The 23,955-nt window shown below is 61.8% G+C and carries 25 protein-coding genes and 1 rRNA gene; 6 read left to right on the forward strand and 20 right to left on the reverse strand.

From position 1 onward, the window contains the following. Positions 1–36 precede the first annotated feature (36 nt). Together rrf and RA19_RS01805 are read left to right on the forward strand one after the other, a co-directional pair. A 5S ribosomal RNA gene (rrf, locus tag RA19_RS01800) occupies positions 37–151 on the forward strand. A 323-nt stretch (positions 152–474) separates the two neighbouring features. Further along, positions 475–2,523, forward strand: coding sequence for a molybdopterin oxidoreductase family protein (locus RA19_RS01805; RefSeq protein WP_039159025.1), 2,049 nt, complete (start codon positions 475–477; stop codon positions 2,521–2,523). 60 nt (positions 2,524–2,583) lie between these two features. On the opposite strand, the gene RA19_RS01810 is transcribed toward RA19_RS01805, so the two are convergent. Then, positions 2,584–3,300, reverse strand: a complete 717-nt coding sequence (locus RA19_RS01810) for a type 1 glutamine amidotransferase (protein ID WP_039159027.1) — start codon at positions 3,298–3,300, stop codon at positions 2,584–2,586. A 21-nt stretch (positions 3,301–3,321) separates the two neighbouring features. After that, positions 3,322–4,524 carry an MFS transporter gene (locus tag RA19_RS01815; protein WP_039159029.1) on the reverse strand — a complete coding sequence of 401 codons (1,203 nt, stop codon included), beginning with the start codon at positions 4,522–4,524 and terminating at the stop codon, positions 3,322–3,324. A 290-nt stretch (positions 4,525–4,814) separates the two neighbouring features. Between RA19_RS01815 and pdxR the strand changes: the two genes are divergently transcribed. Then, entirely contained in the window at positions 4,815–6,233 is a 1,419-nt protein-coding gene (gene pdxR / locus RA19_RS01825; protein WP_039159033.1) for a MocR-like pyridoxine biosynthesis transcription factor PdxR, read from the forward strand. On the opposite strand, the gene maiA is transcribed toward pdxR, so the two are convergent. From maiA to hmgA, 8 genes are all read right to left on the reverse strand, one after another. Continuing rightward, positions 6,216–6,860, reverse strand: coding sequence for a maleylacetoacetate isomerase (gene maiA, locus RA19_RS01830; protein ID WP_039159035.1), 645 nt, complete (start codon positions 6,858–6,860; stop codon positions 6,216–6,218). The genes pdxR and maiA overlap by 18 nt on opposite strands. A 58-nt stretch (positions 6,861–6,918) precedes the next feature. Continuing rightward, complete coding sequence (locus tag RA19_RS01835) at positions 6,919–7,461, reverse strand: VOC family protein (protein ID WP_039159037.1); 543 nt, start codon at positions 7,459–7,461, stop codon at positions 6,919–6,921. Continuing rightward, positions 7,458–7,673 carry a DUF2783 domain-containing protein gene (locus RA19_RS01840; protein ID WP_039132189.1) on the reverse strand — a complete coding sequence of 72 codons (216 nt, stop codon included), beginning with the start codon at positions 7,671–7,673 and terminating at the stop codon, positions 7,458–7,460. Before RA19_RS01840 ends, RA19_RS01835 begins: the two co-directional genes overlap by 4 nt. A gap of 5 nt (positions 7,674–7,678) precedes the next feature. Further along, complete coding sequence (locus RA19_RS01845) at positions 7,679–9,289, reverse strand: FAD-dependent oxidoreductase (RefSeq protein WP_039159039.1); 1,611 nt, start codon at positions 9,287–9,289, stop codon at positions 7,679–7,681. A gap of 21 nt (positions 9,290–9,310) precedes the next feature. Then, on the reverse strand, positions 9,311–9,595 hold the full coding sequence (locus RA19_RS01850; RefSeq protein WP_039159041.1) for a hypothetical protein: 285 nt from the start codon (positions 9,593–9,595) through the stop codon (positions 9,311–9,313). Between the two features lie 5 nt (positions 9,596–9,600). Further along, positions 9,601–10,551: an MBL fold metallo-hydrolase gene (locus RA19_RS01855; RefSeq protein WP_039159042.1), complete on the reverse strand. Its 951-nt coding sequence runs from the start codon at positions 10,549–10,551 to the stop codon at positions 9,601–9,603. A gap of 83 nt (positions 10,552–10,634) precedes the next feature. Next, complete coding sequence (gene fahA, locus RA19_RS01860; protein ID WP_039159044.1) at positions 10,635–11,891, reverse strand: fumarylacetoacetase; 1,257 nt, start codon at positions 11,889–11,891, stop codon at positions 10,635–10,637. Between the two features lie 100 nt (positions 11,892–11,991). Continuing rightward, positions 11,992–13,347, reverse strand: a complete 1,356-nt coding sequence (gene hmgA / locus RA19_RS01865; RefSeq protein WP_039159046.1) for a homogentisate 1,2-dioxygenase — start codon at positions 13,345–13,347, stop codon at positions 11,992–11,994. Between the two features lie 72 nt (positions 13,348–13,419). On the opposite strand from hmgA, the gene RA19_RS01870 reads away from it, so the two are divergent. Continuing rightward, positions 13,420–13,860 (forward strand): MarR family winged helix-turn-helix transcriptional regulator, encoded by a 441-nt coding sequence (locus tag RA19_RS01870; protein ID WP_039159048.1) that lies wholly within the window; start codon positions 13,420–13,422, stop codon positions 13,858–13,860. 51 nt (positions 13,861–13,911) lie between these two features. Then, positions 13,912–15,144 (forward strand): adenylate/guanylate cyclase domain-containing protein, encoded by a 1,233-nt coding sequence (locus RA19_RS01875; RefSeq protein ID WP_039159050.1) that lies wholly within the window; start codon positions 13,912–13,914, stop codon positions 15,142–15,144. Positions 15,145–15,161: 17 nt separating this feature from the next. On the opposite strand, the gene RA19_RS01880 is transcribed toward RA19_RS01875, so the two are convergent. From RA19_RS01880 to rplS, 4 genes are all read right to left on the reverse strand, one after another. Further along, positions 15,162–15,971, reverse strand: a complete 810-nt coding sequence (locus RA19_RS01880) for a division plane positioning ATPase MipZ (protein WP_039159052.1) — start codon at positions 15,969–15,971, stop codon at positions 15,162–15,164. A 111-nt stretch (positions 15,972–16,082) separates the two neighbouring features. Beyond that, complete coding sequence (locus RA19_RS01885; RefSeq protein WP_039159055.1) at positions 16,083–18,176, reverse strand: DEAD/DEAH box helicase; 2,094 nt, start codon at positions 18,174–18,176, stop codon at positions 16,083–16,085. Positions 18,177–18,286: 110 nt separating this feature from the next. After that, positions 18,287–18,508: a 50S ribosomal protein L31 gene (gene rpmE / locus RA19_RS01890; protein ID WP_039132115.1), complete on the reverse strand. Its 222-nt coding sequence runs from the start codon at positions 18,506–18,508 to the stop codon at positions 18,287–18,289. A gap of 11 nt (positions 18,509–18,519) precedes the next feature. After that, positions 18,520–18,894 (reverse strand): 50S ribosomal protein L19, encoded by a 375-nt coding sequence (rplS, locus tag RA19_RS01895; RefSeq protein ID WP_039132117.1) that lies wholly within the window; start codon positions 18,892–18,894, stop codon positions 18,520–18,522. Between the two features lie 449 nt (positions 18,895–19,343). Here rplS and RA19_RS01900 point away from each other — a divergent pair, with 449 nt between their 5' ends. Further along, on the forward strand, positions 19,344–20,006 hold the full coding sequence (locus RA19_RS01900; protein WP_152615659.1) for a hypothetical protein: 663 nt from the start codon (positions 19,344–19,346) through the stop codon (positions 20,004–20,006). A gap of 95 nt (positions 20,007–20,101) precedes the next feature. Here RA19_RS01900 and RA19_RS01905 read toward each other — a convergent pair whose 3' ends face one another. From RA19_RS01905 to rpsP, 6 genes are all read right to left on the reverse strand, one after another. Then, entirely contained in the window at positions 20,102–20,437 is a 336-nt protein-coding gene (locus RA19_RS01905) for a YegP family protein (protein WP_039132124.1), read from the reverse strand. Positions 20,438–20,544: 107 nt separating this feature from the next. Then, entirely contained in the window at positions 20,545–21,348 is an 804-nt protein-coding gene (trmD, locus tag RA19_RS01910; protein WP_039159059.1) for a tRNA (guanosine(37)-N1)-methyltransferase TrmD, read from the reverse strand. Between the two features lie 82 nt (positions 21,349–21,430). Then, positions 21,431–22,270: a hypothetical protein gene (locus RA19_RS01915; RefSeq protein ID WP_052261604.1), complete on the reverse strand. Its 840-nt coding sequence runs from the start codon at positions 22,268–22,270 to the stop codon at positions 21,431–21,433. Positions 22,271–22,272: 2 nt separating this feature from the next. Further along, positions 22,273–22,776: a ribosome maturation factor RimM gene (gene rimM / locus RA19_RS01920; protein ID WP_039159060.1), complete on the reverse strand. Its 504-nt coding sequence runs from the start codon at positions 22,774–22,776 to the stop codon at positions 22,273–22,275. A 151-nt stretch (positions 22,777–22,927) separates the two neighbouring features. Next, positions 22,928–23,566 carry a 5,6-dimethylbenzimidazole synthase gene (gene bluB, locus RA19_RS01925; RefSeq protein WP_039159061.1) on the reverse strand — a complete coding sequence of 213 codons (639 nt, stop codon included), beginning with the start codon at positions 23,564–23,566 and terminating at the stop codon, positions 22,928–22,930. A 4-nt stretch (positions 23,567–23,570) separates the two neighbouring features. Beyond that, on the reverse strand, positions 23,571–23,939 hold the full coding sequence (gene rpsP, locus RA19_RS01930; protein ID WP_039159062.1) for a 30S ribosomal protein S16: 369 nt from the start codon (positions 23,937–23,939) through the stop codon (positions 23,571–23,573). Positions 23,940–23,955 lie beyond the last annotated feature (16 nt).

Consider the following 23,955-nt stretch of genomic DNA (forward strand, 5'->3'; position numbering starts at 1 on the left):
AAATCCACTTGCCGAAGGCAAATGGATTTTTCTTGGTTTGGTGGCTATAGCGCAAGTGAAACACCCGGTCCCTTCCCGAACCCGGAAGTTAAGCACTGCCGCGCCGATGGTACTTGGGCTCAAGCCCTGGGAGAGTAGGTCACCGCCAAACCTAGTAAAATCCAAATAGCTCTCTAAACGTTCAATCAACAATATCCGCATTCAAGAAATACAGTAGTTCAGGCAGGTTTTGTCTGGATATATGATCCGGATCTGAAAGATCTCCGGCTGCAATCCGCTTGTCAAAAATAGCGGATTACGAGGATTTCTTAAGGTGATGCCGCAAGTTTCGTCACTCTCTGAAAAACGCAGGAATGGCGCATTCCACGGCCGGTGTTTCGGCAGAATTGGACTGCCCTCATTCAAAGGTATTGGATATTACTGAAGTCCATTCAGAGGATTAACGTCGGCCTTGGAAAACTCATGAGGCCCGCGATGATCCAGAACGCGTCCGTTCAATTCTTCCCAAGTGTCTGCCCTTTGGACTGCCCGGATACCTGCAGCCTGTTGGTTCAAACCCAGGGCGGGGCCATCTCAGCCGTTCGGGGATCGGCAGCAAACCCTTATACTGATGGTGTTATCTGCAACAAGGTTGCCCGGTATTACCCGGACTTCGTACATGGAAAACACCGTCTTGCATATCCTTTGAAACGGAGCGGGCCGCGCGGCTCCGGGCATTATCAGCGGATCGGCTGGGAGGAGGCGCTGGATCTGATCCACGAAGGGTTCAGCCGGGCTATCCAGGGCTACGGTGCGGAGGCGGTGCTGCCGTTCAACTATGCCGGACCCCACGGCGAGCTGGCGGCGGGATCCATGGACCGCCGGTTCTTTTACCAGATGGGCGCGACTATGCTGAACCGCAGCCCGCTGTGCGGCGCTGTGCGCGGCGGGGCTTACGCCAGCCTGTTCGGAGCGGCGCCAGGCATGCCGCCGGAACAAGCAGTGCACTCCGATCTGGTGCTGGTCTGGGGCAACAACGTGACTGTCTCCAACCTGCATCTGGCGCCGGTTTTGAAACGGATGCGGGCCAAGGGCGGCAAGCTGGTGATCATCGACCCAAAACGGATCAAAATTGCTGAACAATGCGATATGCATGTGCAGATCAAACCGGGAACTGATGTCGTGCTGGCCATGGGGCTGGCGGCAGAGCTGGAGCGGCGCAATGGGTTGGATTACAGCTTCATCTGGAACTGGGTCGATGGTTTCGAGGCCTTCATGGTTCAAGCCCGGCAATATTCCGCGGAGTCGGTGGAAAACCTCTGCGGTATTACCTGCGAAGCATTCCAAACGTTGGCGGACATGATCCAGGCGGCTAAGGCCATGGCCTGCTCATTTGGCAACGGTATCGAACGGGGCCGCTCCGGGGGATCAGGCCTGCGTGCCGCGATGGCATTGCCTGCTTTGACCGGCCATCACGGGCGGCTGGGGGCTGGGGTTCTGGCCAAGTCCGGCATTGCCACACCTAAGACCCAGGCCCGGCTGCACGGCGATCATCTGATGAAACCGGGCACCCGGGTATTCAACATTGTCGACCTGGCTGAAAAGCTGCAGGATGAAACGCTGGACCCGCCGGTTAAGGCCACGATGATCTATAACCACAACCCGGTGGCGACGCATCCGGATCAGGCGAACCTGGTCAAGGCGTTGATGCGGGAGGATCTGTTTATTGCCGGCTGCGACGTCGCCATGACCGACAGCATGGCGTTTTGCGATGTGATCCTGCCCGCCGCCAGCCATTTCGAGTTCGATGACATCTATGGCGCTTACGGTCAGAATTACCTTCAGCGCGCCGAACCTGTGATCCCTTGCGTTGGGGAAAGTCTGCCCAATACCGAGATATTCCGCAGGCTGGCGGCACGGTTCGGTTACGAGGATCCGCTGTTCCAGGCCTCTGACAAGCAGTTGATGGATGATGCCATCGACGCTGTGCATCCGCAGCTTGAGGGCCGGCGGCCCAGCGAGATCCCGGTTGACCAGGCAATCCGGATGACGGCGCCGGACGGTATGCCGATGATCATGTGTAAAACGGTCAAGCCAGCCACGAAGTCGGGGAAGATCGAGCTGTTCAGCCAGGACTACGAAGAGCGGTTCGGCTATGGTGTGCCGCGTTTCGAAGAGGTGCCGCAGCACCAGCCCTTCGCCCTGATCACGCCCAGCTCTGACAAGCGCACCAATGCCACATTCGGCAGCGATCCCGCCTCGCAAGGGCTGGAGGTGGTTGAAATGAACCCGAAGGACGCGGCAGCCAGGGGGCTGCAGGACGGGCAGAAGGTGACCGTCTGGAATTCGCAGGCTGAGGTCACATTGCGCCTGAAGGTGACGGATGCCACTCGGCCGGGCGTGCTCTATTCGCCCAAAGGCACCTGGCGCGCGACCTCAGAGACCGGTTTTACGGTGAACGCTCTGATCCCGGCGGGCATCCGCACCGACATTGAAGACGGCGCTTGCTACAACGAGACCTTTGTGGACGTGAAAGCCGCCTGAGACTGCCACCGTTGAACAGGCGGACGGCGCAAGCTTGCAAAGGCTTGCGCCGCTTGGTTGTCAGCTCCGGACCGCCTCCATGAAATTGTCATAGAGAGTCTCTGCAGACTTCAGGAACTGCGGCATCCGGGCCTCGGCCGAGGCCCGTAATTCTGCTGTGCCATTGCTTCCCAAGGCGTTTACCAGCGCTTGGTGATAGGCCGGGATGGCGGCCCAATTGTCCACCGTGTCCGGCTCCACTTCGACGTGATACTGCATCGACCAGGCGTTGCGGCCGATCCGCATGGCCTGGATCGGACAGTCCGGCGAGCGGGCAAGGATCTCGGCCCCTTCCGGTGCCTGAGCCACCTGCACCCCGTGCCACTGCAGGCATTTCTGCTGTACCGGCAGCCCCTGCATCAGCGGATCGGCGCGGCCCGCTTCGGTCAGCTCCACATCCAGCACGCCGATTTCGGCCGGGCGTTGCGGGCCGCAGGTGCCGCCCAAGGCGTCAGCCAGCAGCTGGTGGCCCAGGCACAGACCTAAATAGGGTTTTTTCAGATCTCGCACCCAAGTACGGATGGCGGCTTTCTCGGCGATCAGCCAGGGATGCTCCTCGACATCCCAGACATCCATCGGCCCGCCCATCACCCACAGTGCGTCATAACCAGCCAGACCAGGGATCTGCTCGCCCTCATCCAGCTCGATGGCATCCCACTCAATGCCGTCTCGCTCCAGAAACCTGCGCAGGGAGCCGGGGTGCTCGCAGGCGACATGCTGAAAAACCAAAAGCCTCATAGGTGTCCTCTCCTCTAACTATCATGCTTTTCGTGGGTCGGCTGCCTTTGCAGCCATGTCCGCGCGGACAGAAACCGATCGGACCAGAGCCATGGTCGCCTCAACCCCGGCCAGAACAGCAACCAGCACCAGAAGGGCTGCGGACCCCATCTCGACAATCAGCCAGCCGGCCGCCAGGGGGAAGCCGAAGATGCCGATGAAATAGGTCAGGGCAAAGACCTGCAAAGTCTGCGGCACCAGCTCAGGCTCGGCGTCATTGGCCGCCATGGCCGCAAGCACCGGGTAGCTGACCCCATAGCCGATGCCAAAAAGGAAGGCCGTGGCCAGATAGGCGGACAGACTGCCGCCGCTGCTCAGGAACAGCAGCACCGCGGCGCACATCACGTATTGCAGAACGGCGATGGTCAAATAGGGGTTCCGGCCGCCTTTGAACCGCGCCAGCACCACCCGGAACACCACGACGGTGATCGTATAGGCCAGGAAGTAAACCGCGTAGTCCAAGCCGCGCTCGCCTGCGAACACAGTCTGAAAATTGTTCATGCCGGCAAAGACGCAGGCTCCGATGCAGACCATGACGACCGGCAGCCTGGCAGGGGAGCGAAGAATGGCTGCAATCCGGTTCAGCGTTAGCGAGGAGCGGGTCCCAGCTGCGGACGCATGGGAATGGCGGCGCACTGGGCCGGTCAAAGCGAAGAACAGCAGCGCAGCCAGGGCGCTAAAGCAGGCGGTGGCAAAGAAGGCATCATTCACGGTGAGCCCCGCAGTCTCCATCATCGATGCCATCACCGGCGACAGGCCAAAGCCTGCCATGATAGTGACAGAGAGGATCGCAAAGTAACGCACCCGCTCCTCTACAGCCACAAGGCCGGTCAGCACGATTGGCGACAGCGCATAGGTCAGCCCCCAGCCAGCGCCAAGCGCAATACTGGCGAAGATCAGCAGAACTCCAACGCCGTCTGCGAGGCCATAGGCTGCCAGTGCCGCAGCGATAAAGAGGCAGGCCCCGCCCAAGGTGCGGACCCGCCCGAACAGGTCCGACAGGTGCCCGGCGCAAGAAACAGTGATCAGAGTCGAAATCGCGGTGATGAACAGCATCAGGCCTACGGTTTTCTCATTGGCGCCGAACTGTCCGAACAAGCGGGGCAGCAGGAAGGTCAGGCCATAGGCGCCGGCCTGCAGGAAGCTGGCTAGATAAAACAGTGTAAACATTGTCAGCCGGGGCATTAGGCTGTCTCCTCATTTTCTGGCGGTTTGCACCCGAGCGACTGCGTTTTCCCTGACCTCAGCAGCGGCTCTAGGCGCAGTAGAGCGAGGTGGGGGGCAAGATACGCGCCGGTGGCCTCAGGCCGCTCCCGGAGGAACAGCAAGGCTCCGCATGCCACTCCCCGCAGGGCCTCCCGAATAGCAACAGCTGCGCGCATGGCATGTCCTTCTCAGATTGGTGGTGAGTACGGATTGCCATAGATCTGGAGTGCTATTAATGTCCGGATATTGAAAAAATGAGCATACCAAAAGTGAAAAACACACCTTGGCTGGCTTTTTCGATTGACCGTTCATCAAAGAAGCCGGTGTTTGAACAGATTTGCGAAGCGCTGCGGCACAGCATCGTTTCGGGCAGTTTGGCGGAAGGTGCGACCTTGCCGCCCACCCGGGTTTTGGCCACCGAACTGGGGGTGTCGCGTTCCACAACTGTGACCGCTTACGAGCAGCTGGTCGCCGAAGGCTACCTGCAAAGCCGGCGCGGATCCGGGTTCCAGGTCTGCGCGGTCGGCGAAGCCGATCTGGCGGTTGAACCAGAAGCCGGCGGCCTGCAGCAGGACGAAGAACTGGTAAAACCGCCGTTGCCGTTTGAAGCCGGCCAGCCGGACATGCGTTTGTTTCCGCACCGGCAATGGGCCAAAGCGGTGGCGCGGGTCTGCCGTGTCAGCCCGCAGTCGATGCTGATGGGCGGGCCTGCGGCTGGGAATTTTGAGCTGCGCAAAGCTGTCGCCGCCCATGTTGCCGAGTGGCGGGGGATTGAAGCATCGCCGCATCAGATCATTATCACCGCCGGCTCCACTGATGCGCTGGACCTTTGCCTGCGGGTGCTCACCCAGCGGGGCGACGGGATCGGGCTGGAGGACCCCGGCTATGGACCGCTCCGCCACTTTGCCCGGTTCCACGGGCTGGAGCCCTCGTTTCTGGAAATTGATGAGCAGGGGGCAAGGCTTCCAGAAGCAGATGTTGAACTGCGGACTGTGATCCTCACCCCTTCACACCAGTTCCCGCTGGGCGGCGCCATGTCCCCCAGCCGGCGGCAGGAGTTTATCTCATGGGCGAGGGCTGCCGGAGCTTGGGTGATTGAGGACGATTATGACAGCGAGTTCCGCTATGCCGGGCGGCCGATTCCTGCAATGGCGGGTTTTGACCGGCTGCACCGGGTGATCTACGCGGGTTCGTTCTCCAAGATTTTCTCTAACTCCCTGCGCCTGGGCTATGTCATCGTGCCCGAGCCGCTGCTGGAGCAGTTCCGTGCAGTCATGGCGCGCTCGGGGCTGCGCGCCAGCTACATGCCGCAGCAAGCTTTGGCCGAGTTCATGCACTCGGGCGAGTTCTACAGGCACCTGCGGCGGGTGCGGCGGACCTATGGCGAACGGCGGAAATTCCTTCTGGACCGGCTAACGAGAGATTTCAGTGGTGCAGGCTGGTTCCGGGACCACCAGGCGGGCATGCAGACGGTTTTGCATCTGCACAGCTCTCTCAGCGACAAGGATATTGCCCGCCGGGCGGCCGCACTCGGCGTGGCTGTGCAACCTTTGTCCAACGCCTCGGCCGGGGGCGGGCATAACGGGCTGGTACTTGGCTATTGCGCCTTCTCCGAAGAGGAGATGGCGCCCGCTTTGGACATTCTGCAGCGATGCCTTGAGGAAGCGGCGTCAGCCGCCGGCAGCTAGCGCCTGGTCCGGATGCGCCGCAGCAAAGGCAGGGTGGGCAGCGCAGGCGGCCTCCACTGCGCAGATCCGGGGCAGGTGCGTAAAATCTGCTTCCCAGCGGCGGGCGTTGTACAGCTGCGGCATCAGGCAGATATCGGCAAGCCCTGGCGTGTCTCCGGTGCAGAATGGATTCTGTTCGAACCCCGCCAGCAGAGCCTCGAATGCCTGCAGGCCGGGGCGGATAAAATGCTGCATCCAGGTCTTGGGCATCTCCTCGGCGCCGCCGCTGAGCCGTGTGGCCTGTTTGGCCACCTGCAGGTTGCAGACCGGATGTACATCCACCGCTACCGAATGGGCCAGCGCCCGGACCTTTGCACGCTGCCCGGCGTCCTTGGCCAGCAGACCGAGGTTTCGTGTCTCATCCAGGTAATCGAGGATTGCCAGCGACTGGGTCAGCCGCAGCCCGTCGATCTCAAGGACCGGCACCAGTCCCTGCGGATTGCGGGCCAGGTGCTCCGGGCTTTTGTGTTCTCCCTTGACCAAATCCACCGGAACCGCGGTGTATTCGATCCCCGCAAGGTTCAGCGCGATGCGCAGCCGGTAACTGGCCGACGAGCGCCAATAGTCATACAGAACCGTGCCGCCCATCGGCGTCCTCCCCTTTTGAAAAGGCAGCTGTGAGGGCTGCCTTCCGTGCCGGCCGGTATCAGGCCTTGCTCAGCTCCTTGGCGTGCAACCAATCGGCGTGCTGGGGCGCTTTCTTGGTCTTGGACCACTCCTCCAGCATCTCCCATTTGACCGCATCGAGCTTGGCCAGCATTGCTTCTTCCTGCGGATCCGGACAGGCGAGCTCCACCCGGTGGCCGTTCGGATCGAAGAAATAGATCGAGTGGAAGATCGAGTGGTCGGTCACACCCAGCACTTCGACGCCATTGGCCTTCAGATGGTCTTTGAACTGGATCAGCGTCTCGCGGTCCTTCACCTTGAAGGCGATGTGCTGCACCCAGACGGGGGTATTGCGGTCGCGGTCCATCTCGGGCTTGGTCGGCAATTCAAAGAACGCCAGCACGTTGCCGTTGCCCGCATCCATGAAGATATGCATGTAGGGATCGGGCTCGTGGGTCGACGGCACATGGTCCTCGGCAATCGCCAGGACAAAGTCCATCTTCAGCATCTTGTTGTACCACTCCACTGTCTGCTTGGCGTCCTTGCAACGGTAGGCGACGTGGTGGATCTGTTCTATTTTCAAGCGGTATCCTCCCCAGGTTTCAGCGCGGCAGCCGCCAGCGCCTGTTTCAGGATCGCGCGTTTTCCAATGTGGTTGGCCAGCACCAGCACGAGGCGTGCATTTAGCGCATCGCTTTCGGCTTTGCTGAGGCCCTCATGTGCCGTCAGAAGATCGGCATAGAAATCATCGGCTCCGTTAATGTTCGGGGTCAGGATCAGCTGGTCTTCGGTCATCTTGATCACTCCTTGCCGATGGCCCGGCGGATCGCATGCCGGAACTGATTTTCGTCAAAGCTAGGACGGCGGGCCGCCACATGCTGGTCCGGGCGGATCAGGTAGACGCCACTGTCATTGCTGCCCAGATAGCGGTCTTTCAGCGCTAGCGTCTTGTCGTCTTTCACTGACAGCGCCAGGCGGGTGACCTCGATACCTTGTTCCTCGAACACATCGGGGGCATCGGCGTCGATGGTGAGCAGCACGAACTTGCCGCCCAGCTTGTCGAGCAGGAAGCCGTCGCCCAGCGGCGCATCGGGGCAGGAGGAGCCCGGCCGGGTCCGTTCCGGTCCGTCCAGCGCATCCGCTGAGTTCAGCGGCGAGCCATCGTAGGTGCAAGGCACCGACAGGCGGCCGGAGTTCACCAGCGGGCGGGCGAATTCATAGTGCTCGGACAGATCCAGCACTGCATCGCGCAGCACCCGGCTCATCTCGGACTTCGGGGTGATGAAGTCGGTCGAGCGCGAGGAATTCAGGATGTTCTCATCGGCGCCGTGGACACGTTCCACGTCATAGCTGTTGAGCAGGCTTTCCGGCGCTTTGCCATCAATCACCAGCTGCAGCTTCCAGCACAGGTTGTCGGTGTCTTGCAGGCCGGAGTTGGCGCCGCGGGCGCCGAAGGGCGAGACCTGATGCGCAGAATCGCCTGCAAACAGCACCCGGCCATGGCGGAACTGCTCCATCCGGCGGCACTGAAAAGTGTAGATCGAAACCCATTCCAGTTCGAACTTCACATCCTCGCCCAGCATCGCCTTGAGGCGCGGGATCACGTTCTCGGGGCGTTTCTCGCGCTCCTTGTCGATGTCCCAGCCGAGCTGCAAGTCGATGCGCCAGACGCCATCCGGTTGCTTGTGCAGCAGCGCCGACTGGCCTTTGTTGAAAGGAGGATCGAACCAGAACCAGCGTTCGGTCGGGAAATCCGCATCCATGATCACATCGGCGATCAGGAAGTTGTCCTCAAAAACCCGGCCGACAAAATCCAAGCCCAGCATCTGCCTGGTCGGCGAGCCCGCGCCGTCGCAGGCAATCAGCCAGTCTGCTTCCAGGTTATAGGAGCCCTCCGGCGTGTCGATCTCCAGCACCACATGGTCCGGATGGGTACCGATCGCGGAAACCTTGTTGCGGCCGCGGATTTCGATCGGCGCGCCCTGCTCCTGCAGCTCGCGGACCCGTTTCACCAGGTATTCTTCGAAATAATACTGCTGCAGATTGATGAAGGCGGGGCGTTTGTGGCCGTCTTCGGGCAGCAGGTTGAAGTCATAGACTTGGCGGTCGTCGAAAAACACCTTGCCGACGTTCCATTGCACGCCCTTGTCCACCATCGGCTGGCCGCAGCCGAGCCGGTCGAGGATTTCCAGCGGCCGTTTGGCAAAGCAGATCGCGCGGGAGCCGAAGCTCACCTTGTCGTTGTCATCCAGCACCACAACTTCGGTGCCTTGCTGCGCGAGGTCGATGGCGGCAGCCAGGCCAACAGGGCCTGCACCGATCACCACCACCTTGCGGCGGGCGGGGGCTGCGGCGTCCTCATCCGTGTGGTGCGCATAAGGGTACAATGGGACTTCAAAGATCTTGTTCATGGGGCTCCTCCCAGGCAGATTTCAGGAAAGCCGCGGAGCCAGCAGGGCGAAACCTGCGATCACGGCGAACATAACAAGTGTCAGCAACAGTAGACGGCGGCGTTCCTTGCGGTCTTTGTCCGAGGTCAAAAACTCCGCGTAGGCTCTCAGGGAGTGGCCGGCCCAGGTGAAATACCCGCCACCGGTCCGTTTCAGATCTTCCTCAGAACGCTTGCTGATGCGCCACAGTGCCAGGAGCATGGCGGCGGTCCAGGCGGCGAACACCAGGCCCATGAGGATCAGAAACAGGATGCCGGCCAGCCCCATGGGAGTTACCCCTGCAGGGCTTCCCACATTTCCAGATCGCGCTGGGCGGTCCAGATGCGGGGGTGCGCAATGCCGCGGGCCTCGTCATAGGCGCGGGCGACGTTGAAGGGCAGGCAGTGCTCATAGATCGCGTAGTCTGCGAACTTGGGATCGCACTCGGCGCGGACTGCGTCCCAGGCCTCTTTCAGAGTGCCGTTGCGGGCGGCAACCCGGGCCGCCGGGCGGTAGGTGCTCTCAACAAAGTCTCGGGTGTTCTCGATGGCGGCGTTGACCATCTCTTTGCCCACCAGCGCATCGCCGCGGCCCGGGGCAATTGCGTCCACGTCATAAGCCTTGATGTTGTCGAGGGTCTGGCCCCAGTCGCTGAAATGCCCGTCGCCGCAGTAGCAGGCTGAGTGGTATTCGACGATATCGCCGGTGAACATCACGTTCTGGTCCGGCACGTGGATCACCGCATCGCCCGCGGTATGGGCACGGCCGATCTGCTTGATGTCGACCCGGCGGTTGCCGAGGAAGACAGTCATCTGGTCGGTGAAAGTTGTGGTGGGGTAGGTCAGCCCCGGGATGCTTTCGTGGCCTTCAAACAGGCGCGGGAACCGCTGGAATTCGCTGTCCCAATCTTCCTGGCCCCGCTCCAGCACCATGTTATAGGCGGCGTTGGACATGATCACTTGCTGCGCGCCAAAGGCGGAGGCGCCCAGCACCCGCACAGCGTGGTAGTGCGTCAGCACCACATGGGTGATCGGCTTGTCGGTCACAGATCGCACGCATTCGATCACCTTGTTGGCCAGCCGCGGGGTGGCCTGCGCCTCGACGATCATCACAGAGTCATCACCGATGATAACGCCTGAGTTCGGGTCGCCTTCAGCGGTGAAGGCATAAAGGCCTTCGCCGATCTCATCGAATGTGATCTTCTTTTCGGTCAGGTCCCCTTGGGACGCGAATGCCTTGGCCATGTGTCTGTCCTTTTGAGCGTTGCGCCGGAGGAGGGTGTGGGAGCCTCCGGCGGGGATAATTGGGGCAAGAGGAAAAGCGGAACTTATCTCTTGAACGGGTCGTCCAGCGCGGGAAGGACGGTGCCGGTACAATCACCGAACCCGATGGTGTAGCCGTCGCCCCTGGCCGCGCCCTTGAGGGTCAGAGTGTCGCCGTCCGCGATGAAGGAGCGCTCTTCGCCTGTCTCCAGCGTCAGTGGTTCCTTGCCGCCCCAGCTCAGTTCCAAGAGCGAGCCGCGACTTTCCTTGACCGAGCCGGAGATGGTGCCGGAGCCGAGCAGGTCGCCCGCGTTCATCGGGCAGCCCGAGGTGCTGTGATGCGCCAGCTGCTGGGCGGCGGAGTAGTACATTTCCTTGTAATTCGTCCGGGCGATGGTGGTGGCTTCTTGGCCTTCCGGCGCCATGGTGACCTCCAGGTCGATGTCATAGTGCATCGGGCCGCAGTCTTTCAGGTGGTCCAGCAGCTCCACCTCGCGTTCCGGAGTGTCGCAGCGGAACGGCTCCAGCGCCGGTTTGGTGACGATCCAGGGAGAGATCGAGGTGGCGGTGGCCTTGGCCTGGAACGGACCCAGCGGCTGGTATTCCCAGGCCTGGATGTCCCGCGCCGACCAGTCGTTCAACAGCACGTAGCCAAAGATGTGATTGTCAGCTTCCTGCACCGAGATTGGGCCTTCGGAGGGTGTGCCGACAATCGCGCCCATCTCCAGCTCGATATCAAAGCGTGCGCAAGGCGCCCAGCGGGGGGCAGCATCGTTCGGCCCCTTCAGCTGACCCCACGGGCGGCGCACATCGGTGCCCGAGACCACAACGGAGGACGCCCGGCCGTTGTACCCGATCGGGATATGCAGCCAGTTCGGCGGCAGCGCGTTTTCAGGCCCGCGGAACATGGTGCCGACGTTGAACGCGTGGTTCTTGCCGGCGTAGAAGTCTGTGTATTCGCTGACCGCAAAGGGCATGTGCAGCTCGGCATCCGCAGCAGCAACCAGCAGAGGCTCCACCTTCTCCTGATCAGCTGCTCCCTCGGACAGCAGCGCGGTCAGGCGGTCGCGCAGGGCAGCCCAGACCGCAGGCCCTTCTTCCATCAGATCGTTCCAATAGGGCACGTCGAACAGCGGCGCGTCCCCCAGCTGGACCAGCCCGGCCTCTTCTGCGGCCTGCATGTCCAGGATCATGTCGCCAATGGCCACGCCGCAGCGCGGGTCGTCGCCATCAACGGAAAACACGCCATAAGGCAGGTTGTTCAGCGGGAACGGGTGGTTCGCATCATTGGCCGAGGCGACCCAGGATTTCAGCAGAGGCATATCGTTTTCCTGTCATCAGCCCATCCGGGCTTCTTCTTTGTCCAAATACTCAGGGGGTGAATGGGCCGGGAGCGGCCCAGAGGGGGCAGCGCCCTCATCTTCACTTCAGTCCCGGCGTGCCGTCGAACTTCTTCTCGATGTCGCTCCAGCAGTCGATGTAATCATCCTGCAGCGGCGCTTCCTTGGCAGCAAAGGCGGTCAGATGCTGCGGGAAGCGGGTCTCGAACATGAAGGACATGGTGTTCTCCAGCTTCTCGGGGCCTAGGTTGGAGTTCGAGGCGCCCTCAAACGCATTCTTGTCCGGCCCGTGCGGCAGCATCATGTTGTGCAAGGACATGCCGCCCGGCACAAAGCCCTGCGGCTTGGCGTCGTACTGGCCGTAGATATTGCCCATCAGCTCCGACATGATGTTCTTGTGATACCACGGCGGGCGGAAGGTGTTCTCGGCCACCATCCAGCGCTCGCGGAACAGCACAAAGTCGATGTTGGCGGTGCCCGGCACGCCGGAAGGTGCCGTCAGCACGGTGAAGATCGACGGATCCGGATGGTCGAACAGGATCGCGCCGACCGGGCAATAGGTGGTCAGGTCGTATTTGTAAGGCGCGTAGTTGCCGTGCCAGGCGACCACGTCCAGCGGCGAATGCCCGATCCTGGTCTTATGGAACTGGCCGCACCATTTGATGGTCACGGTCGAGGGGGTCTCGCGGTCCTCGAATGCTGCCACCGGCGCTTTGAAGTCGCGCGGGTTGGCCATGCAGTTGGCGCCGATCGGACCGCGGCCGGGCAGCTCAAACTTCTGGCCGTAGTTCTCGCAGACAAAACCGCGGCAGGGGCCTTCCAGAACTTCCACCCGGTAGACCAGCCCGCGCGGGATGATGGCGATCTCCTGCGGCGCCAGGTCGATGATGCCCAGCTCGGTTGCAAACCGCAGCCGGCCTTCCTGCGGGACCACTAGAAGTTCTGAGTCGGCGGAGAAGAAATAGCTGTCCACCATGGACGCGGTGACCAGATAGATATGGCTCGCCATGCCGACCTGGGTGTTCACATCGCCGGCGGTGGTCATGGTGCGCATGCCGGTGAGCCAGGTGAGACCTTCATCCGAATGGGGCACCGGATCCCAGCGGTACTGGCCCAGAGAAATCACGTCCGGATCAACACAAGGCGCCGACTTCCAATGCGGCAGATCGATCTTTTCGTAGCGGTGCGAGTGCTTGACCGAGGGGCGGATCCGGTAGGTCCAGGTCCGCTCCGGCGGGTCGGCCGTAAAGGCGGTGCCGCTCAGCTGTTCGCCGTAAAGGCCATAGTTGCACTTTTGCGGGCTGTTCATGCCCTGCGGCAGCGCGCCGGGCAGCGCCTCGCTTTCAAAGTCGTTTCCAAAGCCGGGCATATAGCCCGCGTTCGGCCCCGCAATCGAGGGAGCCTGCATCATTTCATGGGGATCGGCTGGCCGATTCATCGCGCGTTCCTCCTGTCTCTGCTTGCGGAATATTAGTTGTTTTTGTAACTAACAAGGGAGAGGGGACGCCAAATGGACAAAAAAGATGATTTTGCTCTGCAGGATTTCCTGCCCTATCTGCTGAACCGGGCGGCAGAGGAAAGCTCGCTGGGGTTTCAAAAGCACTATAAGAACCGCTACGGGATGCTGCGGACCGAGTGGCGGGTACTGTTCCATCTGGGCAACTACGGGCAGATGACGGCAAAGGAGATCGGGGCACGGGCCAAGATCCATAAGACCAAGATCAGCCGGGCGGTGGCCAAACTGTCCGAGAAGCGCCTTGTCACCCGCACCCGCGACGAAAACGACCGCCGCGCCGAGCATTTGGCGCTGACTGCGGCGGGAGAGGCCGCTTATCTGGACCTGCGGGAGCACGCCTTGGAGTTTGACGCAAAGATGTGCGCTCGTTTCACCTCCGGCGAGGTTGCAATTTTGCGCTATATGCTGCGCAATTTAGCAGAGATCGACCCATAGACATTGCCGGGGGCAATACCCAGATAAGGCAGCGGGACAAAAGGTGAATGCATGATACAGATTGATGTCAATTCCGGACCGCTGATTGCCTGGCTGATGGAGCAGGGCCTGCAGGGCACCAGCCAGCAGGACCTGCTTGACGGATACTGCCAGCGCCTGACCGAAGCCGGCGTGCCGCTGATGCGCTTTCACCTGGCGCAGCGGGCTTACAACCCGGAGTTCGGCGGCATCGGCATCCGCTGGATCCGTGGCGAAAGCATCACCAGCCATCACTACGAGTATCAGGAAACCCCGGGCGAAGAATGGTTGAAGAGCCCGTTCTACCAGCTGCTGCAGCAGGAGCAGCCGGAGCTGCGGGTGCAGATGGAGGCTGGCCCGCCGTTTGAATTCCCGGTTATTGACGAGCTATTCGAAGCTGGTGCTACGGACTATTTTGCAGCAGGCCTGCGGTTTCACCCGCCCGAGGAGAAACCGGCAGACCCGCGGCGTCCCGGCGAAGGTATCCTGGTCTCCTGGACCACCGACCGCAAGGGCGGGTTCTCGTCCCGCGAGCTTGACCTGATCCGCACCACGCTGCCGCATCTGGGGCTGGCGCTGAAATCTTCATCGAACCGGCAAATCGCCAGCGACCTGCTGCAGATCTATCTGGGCCGCGATGCGGGCCGCCGGGTTCTGTCGGGTGAAATCCGGCGCGGCTCCTCGCAGGAGATTGACGCGGTGATCTGCCTGTTCGACCTGAAAGGCTTTACCGAGCTGGCCGAGCGGCTGCCGGGTCCGGAGCTGATAGACATGCTGAACGGCTACTTCGGTCTGGCGGTTGCGGCCATTCAGGCGCATGGCGGCAACATCCTTAAGTTCATGGGCGATGGCATGCTGACCATGTTCAATCTCGGCAGCATCGAGGAAGACGCCCATGCCGCCCTTGCCGCTGCGAATGAGCTTTGCGGCAAGATCCGAGCCTACAATGCCGAGCGCGAGGCCGAAGGGCTGCCCACTGCGGGCTTCACCCTGGCCCTGCACGCGGGCGACATTCTCTATGGAAACATCGGTGCCAAGAACCGGCTGGATTTCACGGTTATCGGCCAAACGGTAAACCAGACGGCGCGGATTGCCGGCATGCACCGCTCGGTCGGGCAGAACATTATTATGTCCGAAGACGTGCAAAAGGCGGCCAAGGGCACAGAATATGATCTTGTGTCGCTCGGCCGCTACATGCTGCGCGGCGTGGCCGAGCCGATCGAGCTGTACACCATCTACCGCGGCAGCTGCGGCTGCGATGGCTGACCGGCCCAGGGGCGGGATCAGATGCTGATCTCGACTCCTGGCAGGTTCACTTCCTTCATCATGTCGCGCAGCTCCTGCCGGGCGGCGACGTTGGAAATATTGAGCTGCTTGACGCCGATGTCCTTGAGGTCCAAGAGCGTCAGCCCGCGCGGGAACAGTTCTCGGAAGATCACCCGCTCGGAAAAGCCCGGCGCCACACGGAAGCCGATCCGCTTGGACAGCATGTTGATGGCGCGTTCCATCTTTTCCTTGTTGACCATGCGCTGGGTGCCGACCCGGTTGCGGATCACGATCCAGTCAATCGGCTTCAGCCCCGCTTGGGCGCGCAGCTGGCGGGCGTTCCACACCATCTCGGAGTAAACCGACGGACCGGTGATGCTCTCGCCCTTCTGGTCCACATGGGCCAGCAGGTCGAAGTCGACAAAGCTGTCGTTCAGCGGCGTGATCAGCGTATCGGCCAGTGAATGCGCCACCTGGCTGAGACGGGTATGCGAGCCGGGGCAGTCGATCAGGATGAAGTCATGGCCCGGTTCCAGCGCCGAGACGGCAGCCGAAAGGCGGTGGTCATAGATGTTTTCACCCGGCTGCAGGCTGGCCGGGTCGATCTCCGGCAGTTCGTGCATTTCCACCATCGGCAGGTCCAGCCCTGCCTTGGCACAGAACTCCTTGCGGTTTTCCAGGTAACGCCCCATGGAGCGCTGCCGCAGATCCAGGTCCAGCGCCGCCACCTTGTGGCCCAGACGGGCCAAGGTGGTTGCGACATGCATGGAAACAGTGGATTTGCCTGCGCCGCCCTTCTCGTTGCCGACGACAATGATATGCGCCATGTACCGGTCCCTTTGTTCGTGCTTTTTTGCACGTCTTTAGCTTTGAGCCCCTGTATAGGCTCTGGTTCCGGTCAAGAAAAGCGGCGCGCACAGGCTGGTGAATTTAGTGTTTCACCTGTGTTTTGCAGGACCCGTGCCTTTGCGTTTCGGGCGGGCGTCGCCGCCCTTTCCCGGCTTCGGGGCCATTGCAGCTGCAGCGGCGCGGGCCTTGTTCTTTTTGCTGTTGGGCTTGCCGACCGGCGGTTTGGGGCCTTTGGCCTTGAACGGCTTGGCCGCAGGTGCGCCCGGCCTGGTCATCCGCTTGGACGGGTCCGAGGCGCCCTTGGGCTTGGGTTTGACTGCCGGATCGGGTTTGGGGCCGCGGTCTTCCTTGCGGGCCGGTTTACTGTCCCAATCTTTGCGTGCGGGCTTGTCGCCCCAATCCTTGCGCGCGGGTTTTTCACCCCGCTCCTTGCGCTCAGACTTCCCGCTCCACTCCTTGCGGGGCGGCCGGCTGTCTTCGCTGCGCCCGGGTTTGGCACGGTACGGTTTAGGGCCATCTTCCTTGCCGCGGTGCGGTTTGGGTTTGCGGTCGCCCTTGAAGTCGCCCTTCGAACCGCCGCGCCGCGGGGCAGGCGCCAGCACCGGGGCCTCGGACAACTGGGTCAGCACTGCGCCGGGTTCCAGTTCGGTCTTGCCGCCCAGTGCCTTCAGGAAGCCCTCAACCGCCCCTTCGCTGATCTCAGCAAAGGTCTCGTTGTCCTGCACCCGGATCGCGCCAATGGCGCCGCGGTCGATATCGCCCGCCTTGCACAGCATCGGCAGCACCTTGCGCGGGTCCGCTCCGGCCTCGCGGCCGCCGGACAGCGAGAACCAGACCGAGGGGCCGAAAGGCTTGCGCTCTTTTCGTTCCTTGCGCGGCTCCTGAGCATCCGCCGGGCGCAGGTCTTCCGGCGCCGAATGGCGGCTGCGGAACAGCCGCAGGTAAGTGGCGGCGATCTGCTCCGCGCTGAACGTGTCCAGCAGCGTCTTTACGCCTGCGGCTTCGTTTTCTTCCACCGGCTGCTGCCAGACTGGATCGGCCAGCATGCGCTCTTCATCGCGGGCCAGCACGTCGTCGGCTGAAGGTGCCTCGCAATGCTCGGCGTTCAGCTTTGCCCACTTCAGCAGACGCATCGCCTTGCTGCGGGCCTTGGGCGGCGCGATCAGCGCGCTGACGCCCTTGCGGCCCGCGCGGCCGGTGCGGCCCGAGCGGTGCAGCAGGGTTTCGTGGTTCGAGGGCAGCTCAGCATGAACAACCAGTTCCAGACCCGGCAGGTCGATGCCGCGTGCCGCCACATCGGTCGCTACGCAGACCCGCGCCCGGCCGTCGCGCATGGCTTGCAGCGCGTGGCTGCGCTCGGTCTGGGACAATTCGCCCGACAGGGTCACCACTGGCAGGCCGCGGTTGGTCAGCCGCGCCGCCAGACGGTTCACCGCCGCGCGGGTGTTGGCGAATACGATGGAGCTGGGCGCCTCGTAATAGCGCAGCACGTTGATGATGGCGTTTTCAGCATCGGCCTGCGCCACGCTCATCAGACGGTATTCGATATCCGCGTGCTGCTTGGTCTCGCCGGCAGTTTTGATCCGCAGCGCGTCTTTCTGGAAGGTTTCGGCCAGGCTGGCAATCGCAGGCGGCACGGTGGCCGAGAACAGCAGGGTGCGGCGGTCCTCGGGCGCTTCGCCCAGAATGAATTCCAGATCCTCGCGGAAGCCGAGGTCGAGCATTTCATCGGCCTCGTCCAGCACCACACCGCGCACCTGGCTGAGGTCGATGGAGCCGCGCATGATGTGGTCGCGCAGACGGCCAGGGGTGGCAGCGACGATATGGGCGCCACGCTCCAGCGCCCGGCGCTCGTCGCGCATATCCATGCCGCCCACGCAGGAGGCAATCCGTGCGCCTGCGCCGCGGTACAGCCAGCCCAGTTCGTGCTTCACCTGCAGCGCCAGTTCGCGGGTCGGGGCAATGATCAGCGCCAAAGGAGCGGCAGCTTCGCCGAACGCCTCGTCTTCACCCAGCAGCGTTGGCGCCAGCGCCAGGCCGAAGCCGACAGTCTTGCCGGAGCCGGTCTGCGCCGAAACCAGCAGGTCGCGGCCGTCCACGTCGGACTGGGTCACGGCCTCCTGCACTTGGGTGAGGGTTTCATAACCGCGTTCTTGCAGCGCGTCTGCCAGGGCTTGTTTCACGAGGAGATCTGTCTTTCCCGCAAGGGGCACGCCCCGGCGTCAGAAGAAAAAGAAAGAAGGCTGCCCGTCCTGGGCAGCCTTCGGGATTTTGCCGAAATGCAAAGCGTGGCTTAGAAGCCCAGGCCTTCGTATTTCTTTTTGAACTTCGACACGCGGCCGCCGGCGTCCAGCAGGCGCGAGGTGCCGCCGGTCCATGCCGGGTGCACAGTCGGGTCGATGTCCAGAGCCAGCTGATCACCCTCGGAGCCCCAGGTGGAGCGCATCTTGATGATGGTGCCGTCGGTCATTTTGACGTCGATGAAGTGGTAATCGGGATGAGTGTCTTTTTTCATGATACCGCTCCTCAGGCTTTCTTGGGCTTGTAGTGTGCGTCTTCTGCGATACGCGCGGACTTGCCGCGGCGCGAGCGCAGGTAGTACAGCTTGGCGCGGCGCACGCGGCCGCGGCGCACAACGGTGATGCTGTCGATGTTGGTCGAATGCAGCGGGAACACACGCTCCACGCCTTCGCCGAACGAAATCTTGCGGACGGTGAACGAACCGGCAATGCCCGAACCGTTTTTACGGCTGATGCAGACGCCTTCGTAGTTCTGAACGCGCGAACGCGAACCTTCGGTCACCTTGTAGCCGACACGGATGGTGTCACCGGCTTTGAAGTCGGGGATCTCTTTCCCCAGGGCGGCGATTTGTTCCGCCTCCAGCTGTGCGATCAGGTCCATCGCAACTCTCCTAATTTGCCTGCGGTTCATTCCGCAGAGGTTTGTGCCGTCATGAGAGCTCCTGGTCTTCACCGGGTCCGCGCTGCGCCCGCCAGAGATCACGCCGTCTGTTCCTTGCTGCCAGCGGCCGGATCCCTTGGGTGAAACCGAAGAAGGTTTCAGGGGGGTGTTCCAACAGCCAGCGGCCCGGAGCCGCAATTGCGAATCCAGACCGGCGCTTAATATGGCGCAAAGCTTAGTGAATCAAGTGCTGGAAGGTCTGCCCGGCGTCATTTTCCCCTGATGGACCGTTGATTACCCCTCTCGAGTGTGCCATCGGAGGAAGTGCAATCCAAAGCAAGGGGCCGATGTCCAAGCAATTGCTAGCGCTTCGTGCTATGGCAGCAACGCTTTTTTGGTGTTCCCTGGCTGTGCGTAGCGATGAAGGCGAGAGGCACATGAGAATGTCCATGAATCTGATGAGCAGCTTTTATTCTGGCTTGTGCTTTCTAATGGTTTTGTCTGGGTGCAGCCATGGCGCTGGCGATTTTTCCCTTGAACAACGCAGTGATTTCCAGGAACAACACGATGCGGCGCTGGGCATCACCAGCGAAACACATGGAACGCCCCGGGAGATGGCGCCCTTCAGCCGCCGGGACGTTCCGCAAAAGCTACCAGTCCGCGAAAGCACCTTTTCCAATTCGGGCCTTGGGCTTGTCGTAAAGCATTCGCAAGGATACTCCACGGTGGAGCCGCTCTACGAACTTAACGTGCACAAGCGGTACCGGGCAAACGGTCGGGGTGATGCGGTCCCTGTTTCTCTCCGGATTAATCCGCCCATCAACCCAAATCTGCACGTCAGGCTCCCGCGAAGCGAGTACAGACTGCTGGAAACCAGTGGCGAATACGAGTTCGGTGGCCGGTTTATTGCTGCGCGGAACCGAAGCGCAGCGATTGGGCTTGCACGTGAGGTTCTGTCAAAATCGCATTGCTTAGGCGGAACCGTCACTAAAGATGCTGCCAAGCCGGAGTTTGCTCAGTCCTTTGGCCGAAATGCGCGGAACGCCTCCGGGTACAGTATCGAACCGGGGTGGGTTGTTCACTTCCGTTGCTCAAGGTGGCGCAAATCATAGCTGAACGCAGTTCAGTTTAGCGCAAAAGCGGATTGTCAAGGCCGCCGCTGCCTTGGTACGGCGGCGTCCTAAGGTGCACTAGTCGGTAGAATAAATCACCCGGTCTGGTCGTCCAGCGCGGCGTCGGGGGCGTTTTTCTTGACCGACTCGATGCCGTTGTCCCGGCCCGAGGCGCTGGTATAGCTCTGCGACGTGCCGATCACCTGGCCATTGGTGGCCTTGAGGTTGAACATATGCTTGCCGGCCGAGGTTTCCTTGCGTTCGTAACGGGCATCCTCGCCCGCATTCTTGCGCACCGACTCGATGCCGTTTTCTGCACTGGCCTTCTGCTTGTAGCCTTCGCTGGCCAGAATGTTTTCACCGTTGCCTGCCTTCAGGCGGAAACGGAATTCACCGGCTTTGTCTTCATAGAGTTCAAATTTCCCAGCCACCCTGTTTACTCCTGTCACTTAACTTATGCAGGAAGAGTTAAACACGGCTCAGGCAATGCGGCAACGGCTTCCCTAGGGGAATTTTACGGTGCCAGCCGCACCGGTTCTCAGCCGCCGTCCTTGGCGCGGCGGTAGGCTTCCCACAGATCGGGGCGGCGGGTTTTGGTGATTTCCTCGCTCATTCCATGCCGCCACTCGGCGATCTTACCGTGGTGCCCGGACATCAGAACATCGGGGATTTCTTTGCCCTTCCATTCGGCCGGGCGGGTGTATTGCGGATGCTCCAGCAGACCGGAGGAAAAACTTTCCTCTTCGGTCGATGCCTGATTGCCCAGCACCCCGGGGAGCAGGCGGACGGTGGCATCAATCAGCGCCTGTGCGGCCAGTTCGCCGCCGGTCATGATGAAATCGCCCAGGGAGACTTCCAGGATGCCATAGTGTTCCAGCACCCGTTCATCAACGCCTTCGAACCGCCCGCACAGCAGGGTGAGGCCATCGCACTGAGAAAAATTCCGCATCATCTGCTGATCCATACGGCGTCCGCGCGGCGACAGGTAAATCAGCGGCCAGTTGCCCTTGGTGCCGGCCATCGTGTGTTCGATCGCCTGGCCCAGCACATCGGGGCGCAGCACCATGCCGGCCCCGCCGCCTGCAGGCGTGTCGTCGACATTGCGGTGCTTGCCGGCCCCGAATTCGCGCAGGTCCACCGTTTCCAGCTGCCACAGTCCCTCCTGCAGCGCCTTGCCGGTCAGGCTTTCGCCAAGCACGCCAGGGAAAGCGGCGGGGAACAGGGTGATAATCTTGGCCTTCCACACGCCTGCGAGATCCGGCGTTGGCGTCATCAGTTCGCGCGGTTTGAGCGTAGGGCGAATGGCCTTGCGGCCATGGGAGCGGGAGGGCGTGTCAGTCATGGTGTCTCAGGCGAAAAAAAGCGGGCTGCGATGACCTATACGAGGGCTGGCCCCAGATACAAATCGTTTCGTCTGCCCGGGGCTATCCGGGTGTTCGCTTGGATCTGCGCAACGCCCGCAGAAGATCCTGTTTTTTCTGGTGAATCTGGCGGTAGGGCTGCTGTGAACGGTTCAATGCGAGCAACTGCTCCAGAACGTCCCGATCAGGCCGGGTATTGGCAGGGGGCGCAGGGGTGACAGCGTCAGCCGTTGCTGCCGGCAGGCTAAGATGGGGCAGCAGGGCCGAAAACGGGCCAAGCCGGTGCGAAGAGGCCGCCTCCAGCGCGGTGGCGAAGACTTCGCTCCGGCTGGCGGCCTCCTGTGTCAGGGACACGATCCGCTTCAGGTCAGCCGACGGTGCGTATTGCTTGGCATATTCATCGGCTTCCAGCGTCATCGGACTGGCCCGTAAGTGCTGCACATAACAGCTTTGCAGCCAGGCCTGTTCGGACCGCGTGGTAAATAGAATGCGCACGAAGGCATCGGGGTGAAACTCCAGGGCCGTGTCCTGAATGCATTTCATAAGCTGCGGCGCAGCGCCGTAATCCTTCAACCCGTGCCGGCCTGGCATATGGCCAGACAGATCTTCGGAGGCGAGCAGAACCGGGCGCTGGTCATTGGGATCAAGCGCTTCGATGAACTCCGCGCATTCAAGCTGCAGCACGGCAAAGTCTGTAGGCGCTCGGCTGGCCGACCATTTCCGTGCGGCTTCGCACAGTGAAACCATGTCGGTGCGCAGAAAGACGCGGAGGTGCGGCGACAGCAGCGTCTGGTTTTCCCTGAGGCAGTTCTGGACTGTTGTTGTTCCGGTCTTGTGAAACCCCGCATGAAGGATCAGCCGCAGATCTTGCGGCGGACCGGATGCGCCTGCCTCAGAGGTCATGCTCAGAACAGCCCGTCAGGCGGGTCGGCGATGATCCGGCCCTGTTCCAGATCGACGGTGGGCACCGCGGCCAGGGTAAAGGGCAGCAGAACCGCGTCCTTCAGGCCTGCGCCGTGAATTTCCAGCAGATCGGCGGCGCCATGGTTCTGCACCGATTTCACCTCGCCGAGCAGGGTGCCGCCGGTATCAAAGACCTGCAGGCCGATCAGATCCGTATGGTAGAACTCATCGTCCGGCAGTTTCGGCAGCTGATCGCGGCGGGCGAACAGGCGCAGGCCTTTGATGGCGTCGGCGTCTTCCTTGGTCTCGACCCCGCCCAGCAGTGCCGCAAATCCGTTCTTGATCGGGCGGGTGATGGTCAAGGAGTAGCTTTGGCTGCCGTCTTCGCTGCAGAGCGGCGAGTAGTCTTCGATTTCTTCGGGCACGGCGCAGAAGCTCTTGAGCCGCACTTCGCCGCGCACGCCGAAGGAGCCGGCGATAGCCCCCACGCAGATCAGGTCGCTCATGGTGTCAGTCCTTTGCACAGAACCCCGCGCGCAGCCATTGGCCGCCGGATTGTTCGCAGAGCTCGCTTTGGTGGTTGCGTTCAAAAAAGATGCCAGCGGTAAAGGCCACTGCAACAAAAAACACAAGCCTGATCAACCGTCCCATGGCGTCTCAGCGGGTTTCCAGCGGCAAGCCGGCCATGCGGCTTTCCCAGCCTTGTTCTTCCAGCTCAGGGGTTTCCGAGAGCCGTTCCGGGTAGCCGATGCAGAAATAGCCGATCAGCTGCCAGCCTTGCGGGGCATTCAGGTCGCGGTTCAGCTGCTCCGGGTCGAGGACGGAAACCCATCCCAGCCCCAGCCCCTCGGCGCGCAAGGCAAGCCAGAACAGGGTGATTGCCGTGACCACCGAATAGCGGCGCATCTCAGGCATGGTTGCGGCACCAAGGCCGTGGCCCTGGGCGGTTTCGTCGTCGCAGTAAATCGCCAGCTGCACCGGCGCGTCGCGCATGCCCGAAAGCTTCAGCCCGGCATAGCGCTCTGCGCGGTCGCCGGAATAGCCCTGCAGGGCCTGGGCATTGGCGGCTTCAAAATTCTTCAGCGCAGCAGAACGGGTGGTTTCGCTCTCCACCCGCAGGATGCGCCAGGGTTCGCTCAGCCCCACAGAAGGGGCCAGCGGAATGGCAGAGAGGCAGCGCTTCAGCACTGCCTCGTCCACCGGATCGGTGCGGAACCGGCGCACGTCGCGCCGGAGCCGCATCAGCAGATCAAGCTGGCTGCGGAACTCCTCGGGAAAAGCGCCCCGCAGCTCCACGGAATTATTCCGCGTCTGCAGCTGCTTCGGCGGCTTCAGCGGCCTTTGCAGCTTTCTCTTCGGCGCGTTCCTGGGCTTTCTTGCCCGGGGTGCCTTTTTTCGGGTTGCTGCGCTCGGCCTTCTCGCGGACGCCGGCTGCTTCCAGCATGCGGGCGATACGGTCGGTCGGCTGTGCGCCCTGGTCCAGCCAGTACTGCACACGCTCCATGTCCATTTTCACGCGCTCTTCCGAATCTTTCGGCAGCAGCGGGTTGTAGGTGCCCAGCTTCTCGATGAAGCGGCCGTCGCGCGGCATGCGGCTGTCGGCAGCCACGATGCGGTAGAAGGGACGCTTTTTCGAGCCGCCGCGGGCCAGACGGATTTTCATTGCCATGGGTACATCTCCTTTG

Source organism: Leisingera sp. ANG-M1, assembly GCF_000813745.1.
In the GTDB taxonomy this organism is placed as follows: Bacteria; Pseudomonadota; Alphaproteobacteria; order Rhodobacterales; family Rhodobacteraceae; genus Leisingera.